The organism is Ulvibacter litoralis (genome assembly GCF_900102055.1).
In the GTDB taxonomy this organism is placed as follows: Bacteria; Bacteroidota; Bacteroidia; order Flavobacteriales; family Flavobacteriaceae; genus Ulvibacter; species Ulvibacter litoralis.
The window spans coordinates 1-6910 of record NZ_FNBA01000016.1 but is presented as its reverse complement, the minus strand read 5'-3'; the positions used below and the strand labels follow the sequence as shown (position 1 = coordinate 6910).

10 protein-coding genes are annotated in these 6910 nt (G+C 29.1%); all 10 read right to left on the bottom strand.

All coding sequences use genetic code 11. The annotated features are described in order from the left end of the window. Window positions 1-82: 82 nt before the first annotated feature. The 10 genes from BLQ00_RS16810 to BLQ00_RS16765 all read right to left on the bottom strand — a co-directional run bounded on the left by BLQ00_RS16810 (window position 83) and on the right by BLQ00_RS16765 (window position 6669). Window positions 83-745: a class I SAM-dependent methyltransferase gene (locus tag BLQ00_RS16810; RefSeq protein WP_093145482.1), complete on the bottom strand. Its 663-nt coding sequence runs from the start codon at window positions 743-745 to the stop codon at window positions 83-85. An 8-nt stretch (window positions 746-753) separates the two neighbouring features. Continuing rightward, window positions 754-1146, bottom strand: a complete 393-nt coding sequence (locus tag BLQ00_RS16805; RefSeq protein WP_093145484.1) for a VOC family protein — start codon at window positions 1144-1146, stop codon at window positions 754-756. Window positions 1147-1280: 134 nt separating this feature from the next. After that, on the bottom strand, window positions 1281-2027 hold the full coding sequence (locus tag BLQ00_RS16800) for an AraC family transcriptional regulator (protein ID WP_139149449.1): 747 nt from the start codon (window positions 2025-2027) through the stop codon (window positions 1281-1283). Between the two features lie 72 nt (window positions 2028-2099). Continuing rightward, a complete protein-coding gene (locus BLQ00_RS16795) occupies window positions 2100-2606 on the bottom strand; it encodes a cupin domain-containing protein (protein WP_093145480.1) in 507 nt (168 codons plus the stop codon). A gap of 141 nt (window positions 2607-2747) precedes the next feature. After that, window positions 2748-3227 (bottom strand): FMN-dependent NADH-azoreductase, encoded by a 480-nt coding sequence (locus BLQ00_RS16790; RefSeq protein WP_093145479.1) that lies wholly within the window; start codon window positions 3225-3227, stop codon window positions 2748-2750. 58 nt (window positions 3228-3285) lie between these two features. Continuing rightward, window positions 3286-4116 (bottom strand): sigma-70 family RNA polymerase sigma factor, encoded by an 831-nt coding sequence (locus tag BLQ00_RS16785; RefSeq protein WP_093145478.1) that lies wholly within the window; start codon window positions 4114-4116, stop codon window positions 3286-3288. A gap of 55 nt (window positions 4117-4171) precedes the next feature. Beyond that, a complete protein-coding gene (locus BLQ00_RS16780) occupies window positions 4172-4477 on the bottom strand; it encodes a hypothetical protein (protein ID WP_093145477.1) in 306 nt (101 codons plus the stop codon). Window positions 4478-4575: 98 nt separating this feature from the next. After that, window positions 4576-5145 (bottom strand): Crp/Fnr family transcriptional regulator, encoded by a 570-nt coding sequence (locus tag BLQ00_RS16775; protein WP_217629439.1) that lies wholly within the window; start codon window positions 5143-5145, stop codon window positions 4576-4578. An 84-nt stretch (window positions 5146-5229) separates the two neighbouring features. Next, window positions 5230-5799: a nucleotidyltransferase family protein gene (locus tag BLQ00_RS16770; RefSeq protein WP_093145476.1), complete on the bottom strand. Its 570-nt coding sequence runs from the start codon at window positions 5797-5799 to the stop codon at window positions 5230-5232. A gap of 150 nt (window positions 5800-5949) precedes the next feature. Further along, complete coding sequence (locus BLQ00_RS16765) at window positions 5950-6669, bottom strand: hypothetical protein (RefSeq protein WP_093145475.1); 720 nt, start codon at window positions 6667-6669, stop codon at window positions 5950-5952. Window positions 6670-6910 lie beyond the last annotated feature (241 nt).

Here is a 6910-nt window from a genome sequence, read left to right as displayed (position 1 = left end):
AGCCTATGGCATCTCAAAATCAAGAATACCGTATGATAAAAATTATGTTTCAAAATTAAACTAGAATTAGTTGTTTTTTAGCTCAGTTCTTTGTTGGCGGTAGTTTTTTTACTATAAAATATTTAGATAATAGATTATGTTTTTGTCCATTAAATTCAACTTCGGGTTCAGTTTTCTCAATTTTTTCAATTATTTTAAAGGATGTTTGTTGAATTAAAGATTCAAAATCTTCCGTTCGATATTCTTTAAATCCATATTTAGTAAAGTTGAGTGTTTGTCCTTTAATAAAAGGTCTAAACGAAACAATTAATATCCCATTTTGGTTCAATACTCTATAAATTTCTTTTAATGCCTTTACTGGGTTTTTCCAAAAGTAAATGGTATTAATTGTGCATATTTTATCAAATGTTTCATCCCAAACAGGAATTTTCTCAACATCTGCATCAAATAAATCTACATATCCTGTTTCTATTAGATAACTATTATTATTTTTTGCTTCAGTTATCATAGTCTTAGAAATATCAATTCCAGTAAAGTGTATTCCTGAACCATAGTTCAGAATATCCTTAATAAATTTGCCATTTCCTAATCCAATTTCTAAAACAGATTCATTGTCTTTTATTTTCAGCAATTCATAAGTTGTTTTACTTATGAATTCATTCATAGTATTCATACCCAATGCAACATCAACTCCAAATTTCCCTGATGGGTTAGCTAACTGTTTTGCAACTTTTTCAAAATCCATTTAGCAATTTATTCTGGTGTTTCTGAAAAAGTTAAAATAAAACCGTTTAAATCCATTATAGCGAATTCATTAGTTCCATAAAAAGTTTTATTCATAGGTTTTATTATGTTAATTTCTTTGGGTAGATTATTGTAATAATCATTAATATCATTGACTCTAATATAAAAAGTTAAAGCACCTCCAACTTTTAAAGGTTCTAGTTCTTTATACTCAGTTTTTAATGATCTTTCCTCTTGGAACATCATACCTACATTATCTAACATTACATAACCCCATTCAAATTGACCTGATTCAGGATTGGTATCTATCAATTTAAAACCTAGACTATTTGTGTAATAATCTAAGGTTGCGTTTACGTCTTTTACCATTATGTTTGGTGTGAGAGATTCTAATTTTGTCATATTATTGTTTTTAGTTTGAGAATAAGATTGAATAGAGAAACTAACAAGAACTACTATCAAAAAAATCTTCATAATTATTTTTTAACAAATGTAAAAGTTAAGAATAGGTTACGTTTTGTAAAAAAACGACATTGTTATAATTCGGAAGGATTTAATCCAGATATTTTATGAATTTCTTTTGTCAAGTGCGAATGGTCAAAATAGCCATTGTCAAAGGCTATACTTAATAAACTCAAGTTTGGATTTTCCATGATGACATCTTTGGTTTTGTTAAAACGAATTATAGAATGATACTCCTTCATGGTAACTCCAACTATCGTTTTAAAACGTCTTTCCAATTGTCTCAAACTTATACAATGATTTTTAGCGATTAAACTCAAATCTAGCTCTCTATAATTAGCACGTATAGATTCACAAACCGAGTGTTCTAATTTGTATACATCTTGAACTGTCCAATTTATTTCGGCTGTTAAAAAACTATTAATTAATTGCACTTTTTCAAAATGACATTTTTTTTCAGTAAGTTCTTCTAAAAATGAATTGTTAAGTTTAGGAAATAGGTTTGATGCATTTATAGCTGTGTTTTTTATTTCTGAAAGTGGAATATTAGAGATAGAATTAAACTGACCAGTTTTAAATCTAATCCCAAGAGTTTCTGAATTTTTCTTTGAAACTACTCTTTTAAATTTAGTCATCATTCCAGAAACTCTTATTTCATTTCCAGAGCTTAACAGCATTTGTTTGCCAAGGTCAAAAATGATGTCAACATATCCATCAGGTAAAATTCTAGATTCTATTTCCTGTCCATTGTTTGTTGCTATCCAAATGGTATCAACAATCGAATTTAAATTTTTAGATGGTATGTATTCTTTATAGCTCAAGTCTTCAAAGTTATAACCAAAATATAAAAGCAACTTTAGTAATTTGTAAAAGTTGCTTTATTTTTAAATGATTTATTCTCTTATAGGTATCATATTAGAAGTGTCTACAGGGAAACTATCATATTTATTATACAATTTTAAATATTTTTCAGGGTTAATAGGTACTTCATTTAAGGTTTCATATAAACCTTTAAAAAAGCCTTCACGTTTTTGAGATGGATTAAATATTAAAGTCAGTTTTACTATTTTATCAGTGTCATTTTTAAATCCGTGAGCTGTAAATCTTGGAACATAAGCCACAGTTCCTGGTTTGGCTTTGTACTCTTCTTTGCCAACTTGCATGGTTAACTCTCCTTCATTTACAATGAAAGTTTCGTCCATAAATCTGTGGTAATGTAGTTTTGCACCAATCGCCATTGGCGGAAGCGTAATTTCATATACACCTAATTGGTCATTAGACATTTCACTAGTAACTTTAAATGTAATAGAGATAGTACTTAATTCTAATTTTTCTCCTTCATTGGGCTGTATGATAGAAGCTTTATTTTCAAGCTTGTCATTAAAGTAATCTGGTTTCATTGATTAAATATTTTGTAAGTTCATTAAAATTTTTTCCTGTTGTATTTTATTATTCTTTTCTAAAAGTTCCGGATAAGCTGTTCCTTCAAGAGAAAAAATGGCTTTAAGCTCTAAATTGATAAAACCGAAAATTGTTTTAAGTTATGGTTCTTGAAAATCTAGCGAAGCCATTGCTGTACCTTTATACGTCTCGCCTTTAGTTGTAATTACATAAGCTTTAGTGTTTTTGAGTAAACCTTGATAGCTACCATCCTTATTTACTCTAAATGTATGTCCAGACCTAATAATGTGGTCTAAATATGATTTTAAAGTTGATGGTATATTTAAATTATACAAAGGGCTGCTAATGAGTACGTAGTCTGCAGATTTTAGTTCTGAAATAAGTTCGTCAGATAACCTTGTAGCTTGTTTGTTAATCTTGTTCTGCTCTTTCAGAGGAATATGGAATGCTTCTACTGTTTCATTTTGCAAGTGAGGTATTTCAGTTTTTGTTAAGTCTTTATAAATCACTTTACCTGTCGGATGGGTTTTTAACCAATTCTTTTCAAAATAATCAGCTAATTGTCTTGAGTGCGAACCTTCTTTTCTTAAGCTGGCATCTATTCGTAATAATTTTTTCATCTATTGAGTATTTATGTTCAATAGTATGACAAAACCAAAAGAGAAAACGTGACAAATTTTACAGGGAAAGTGATTTTAGTTTATTTGGATCAACAATAGAGTAGATATTTACAATCTTATTTTTTTCTATTTCAAATATTTGACAATTTTTAAGTGCCTCATTTTGATAAAATAGAATAGCAGGTTGGTGGTTTATGATGGTGTTTTTAATCTCTAAACCAGTTAAAAAGGCTCTATAAACATATAGTAATAGCTTAGAAGTACTTGTTATACCACTTGTTAATTCTCTAACTACTTTAATGTTTTTTCCTCCATCTGCGGCTAGTAGTATGTCTTTAGATAGTAGTTTTTCTAAAGCAGACAAGTTTCCATTTTGCATTGCTTCAATATATTGCTTCAATTTTTGGGTTTCATTTTTTGGAATACTATTGTTTTTCGTTTTGCTATTATTCAGTTTGATTTTTGCTCTACTTAATAATTTTCTTGAATTTTCAATTGTTAAACCAATGGTTTCAGCAATTTCTTTATGAGAATAATCAAAAGCTACTTTTAAAATAAAAACAGCACGTTCTTTTGCTGTTAATTTTTCTAGAAGCGTTAGCATTGAATAAGATAAAATCTCATTGTAATTGATGTTGTCATCTGCATTTTCGGTAGAAAGTGGCTCTGGAAGCCAAACATCTGTAGTTGTTGTTTTCTTGTTTCTTTTTTTTAAGTTAATTGATTTGTTTATTACAGATTTGATTAAATATCCAATTTCATTCTCAATATGATTTTTGTCAATTATCAAGTACTTTACAAGAATATCTTGTATTGTGTCTTTCGCATCTTCAGAAGAACCAAGAATGTTATAAGCGTAAGGAAAGAGTATGTCGTGATAATTTTTCAAATCTAAATTTTGTGTTTAGAAACTATGACAATTCAATTTATAAAAACGTGACATTTTAATTGTTAAAATTGGAAGTTTCCAAGACCTCATAGTTTTTCATTGTTAAACTATTTGCGTCTGTTAAACTAGCAAATTTCATTGCGTTATCGTCTTGCATAAATGTATTCTGTATCTTCTCAACGTCTTCTTTACTTTTCCATACAAAGATATCCATGTAACCCTCTTCTGTTTTTAAAAATTGTCTACTAATTAAACCTTTGCATTTAGAGCAATAATCTTTGTTAAAGACCTTTGAAGCTAATAAAAGCTCTTCGTGAGTTACATTTTTTGCTGCTTTGTAAGTGGTAATTTCTACTATCATTTTTGAATTATTTAATATTTATAACAAAACTACTCACGTATTTTTGTTTCAAACAATAAGATAGTTTAAGAAAATTAACTTTAGATAGTTGTCTTTTTTCAGATAGCACTTAAAAATTCTGGAGTTACACCTATGTATGAAGCAATTTGTATGTTTGAAATACGGTTTGACAAATTAGGATATTTATTTAGAAAGTAAAGATATCTCTCATGAGCAGTTGAGCTTATATGCTGAAGTACTCTTTCTTGTTGTTCAATAAATGCATTCTCTGTAATAATCCTCATATTTCTGTCGAACATAGGGGAATTATCATATAAATTAAAAAGATCTTCTTTTTTTATTTGTAGAATAATAGAAGCTTCTAAAGCCTCAATATTAAGTTTACTAGGAAGACTATTATATAAACTACTAAAGTCCGTTACCCATTTATTTTCGGAAGTAAATTGAAGGTTGTGTTGGTTTCCTTTTTGGTCAATATGATAGGTTTTTAAAATGCCCTTAACAACAAAAGTTAAGAAGTTACAATTTTCTCCTTCTACTAAGATGTTTTCTTTTCTCTTAAGTTTCCCTTCTGTTACACATTCTTCAAGTATTTTAACAGTTGATTCTTCAACAGTCCAATAATTTTTAAAGTAATTTAGTAAATGTTGTGTTTTAGAGGATTTCAATTTTTTATAGTGTTTAATATTAGCAGTAACATTGAATATAGCCAATAGAACAAAGTAAATGTTTTAGGTTAACCAGTAATGAATTTAATTATCAAATCTATCGTTGTAGCCAGTTTCTATTTCTAATTTGCTCCATTTCTCTTGCCATTTTTTATTTTTAATTCTAGCATTGTAAATAGTTAAATCAAATTTTGGTGTTGGTCTCACCAAAAGGTTAAACAAATCTTCTAAACCATAAGGTGCTATATATTCAATTTGGTTATTAAAATTCAATCTTACAGCTATTGAAGTTGCAGTTTCAGGCCAAAAAGAAATTGCTTGATTGCAACTAGAATATTGTGTGTGTCCATTCCTAACATGCATTCTTGCTTGATTTTTAACAGACCATTTTAAATTCGAATTCAGTTTTCTTAACTTGTTTTCTAATTGCAAGTCATATTCTTTACTCGAGTTTGATTTATCAAAGTATATAATATCAATATCATTAAGTTCAGTTCTGTCCTTTTTATGTTTTTCATCCCAAACTTTGTTTCTTACAAAACCAGCTCCAATCCAACAATCATTCAAGTTTAAATCTCTAACAATTTTCAAAATTTTGGTCATCCAAATATCATTTTCGATGATTTCTATTAGTTTGTTTTCTAATTCTTGCATTTTTCTAATTACCGCCAACGGTAGGTATAACCGAAGTTACGGGATTAAAGTTAATGATTTTCGGTTTAGCACTGACGTTAGCAATTCCGAGCGGATTCGGACGTAGTCGAATCCGCCGTAATTGCGGTTATACATTGTTCTACGCAGTTTTTATTCTGAAGCCAAATTCTTTATTGTATTTCCTTTTTCGTCCAGCACTTCTATTTTTGGATTGTTTTGATTGTCCACATATATTTTTAATCGGTCGATTCCTTTTTGGTCCTGAATAAAAATCCCAGCGTTTTCGTTAGACGTTTTGCCGATAAACATTCTTTCAGCTGTAATTAGTCCTCCAACTTTTGCTTTTTTGATTACTTTGATAGCTTCTTGCATTGAAAGACCTTTTTTCTTTAAAGAATCAATTTTTTTAGCAATTATTGGCATCGTATAATTTTCGTCTTTATCCCAAAATTGAATACCATATCTCGATTTTCCTTCATTGTTTTTTAAGTAACGCATTTGCATAATTTGGTCGGTCTTATATTGGTCAACAGATAAAATCCAAGACGAGCCGTCTTTTTTGTTTCCTTGATATAGTATTCCGCCAACTTCGTCTTGCTCTTCGTTGAAAAAAATAATTCCAGCTGGTCTTTCCCGTTCTCCAAATAACATTTCTCCGTTAAACATTCCAGAATGTTGTTTGGATTGGTTGCTGATGACCATTTTTAAACCTCCATTAGGTTCTATTATATTAATTCTCTCAACTGTAATTTCATCGAATTTTTTATTTTTTTGTTCAGTTTTAAACGCTGATAAAATGGCAAAAGCTAAAACAGCTGTTAAGGTTGCCGAATACAATTTTAAAATAAAGTTTTCACTTGTTTTATTCATATTCTTAATGGTTGTTTAAATTGCGTAGAACGGTTTTGTATAAGATTAGTTGCGTGTTTTAAGCACTAAAGTTAGTAAATAAATCACAGATAGAAAGTCCTCGCGGACTTTCGTAAGTAGGCTAGTACTAGCAATTAATTTTATACGTCCTAAGTTTGATTTCCATTAACTTAATTCAGAATTAATAGAAAGAACAAAAGAGCAGAGTAAGATTAAGATATACGTAGGAACTTAAGATTCC

Excerpts from the sequence above, each read along its gene's own strand:
- BLQ00_RS16770 (WP_093145476.1), bottom strand. The coding sequence starts at position 5,799 with ATGCAAGAATTAGAAAACAAACTAATAGAAATCATCGAAAATGATATT.
- BLQ00_RS16790 (WP_093145479.1), bottom strand. The coding sequence starts at position 3,227 with ATGAAAAAATTATTACGAATAGATGCCAGCTTAAGAAAAGAAGGTTCG.
- BLQ00_RS16810 (WP_093145482.1), bottom strand. The coding sequence starts at position 745 with ATGGATTTTGAAAAAGTTGCAAAACAGTTAGCTAACCCATCAGGGAAA.
- BLQ00_RS16795 (WP_093145480.1), bottom strand. The coding sequence starts at position 2,606 with ATGAAACCAGATTACTTTAATGACAAGCTTGAAAATAAAGCTTCTATC.
- BLQ00_RS16765 (WP_093145475.1), bottom strand. The coding sequence starts at position 6,669 with ATGAATAAAACAAGTGAAAACTTTATTTTAAAATTGTATTCGGCAACC.
- BLQ00_RS16780 (WP_093145477.1), bottom strand. The coding sequence starts at position 4,477 with ATGATAGTAGAAATTACCACTTACAAAGCAGCAAAAAATGTAACTCAC.
- BLQ00_RS16805 (WP_093145484.1), bottom strand. The coding sequence starts at position 1,146 with ATGACAAAATTAGAATCTCTCACACCAAACATAATGGTAAAAGACGTA.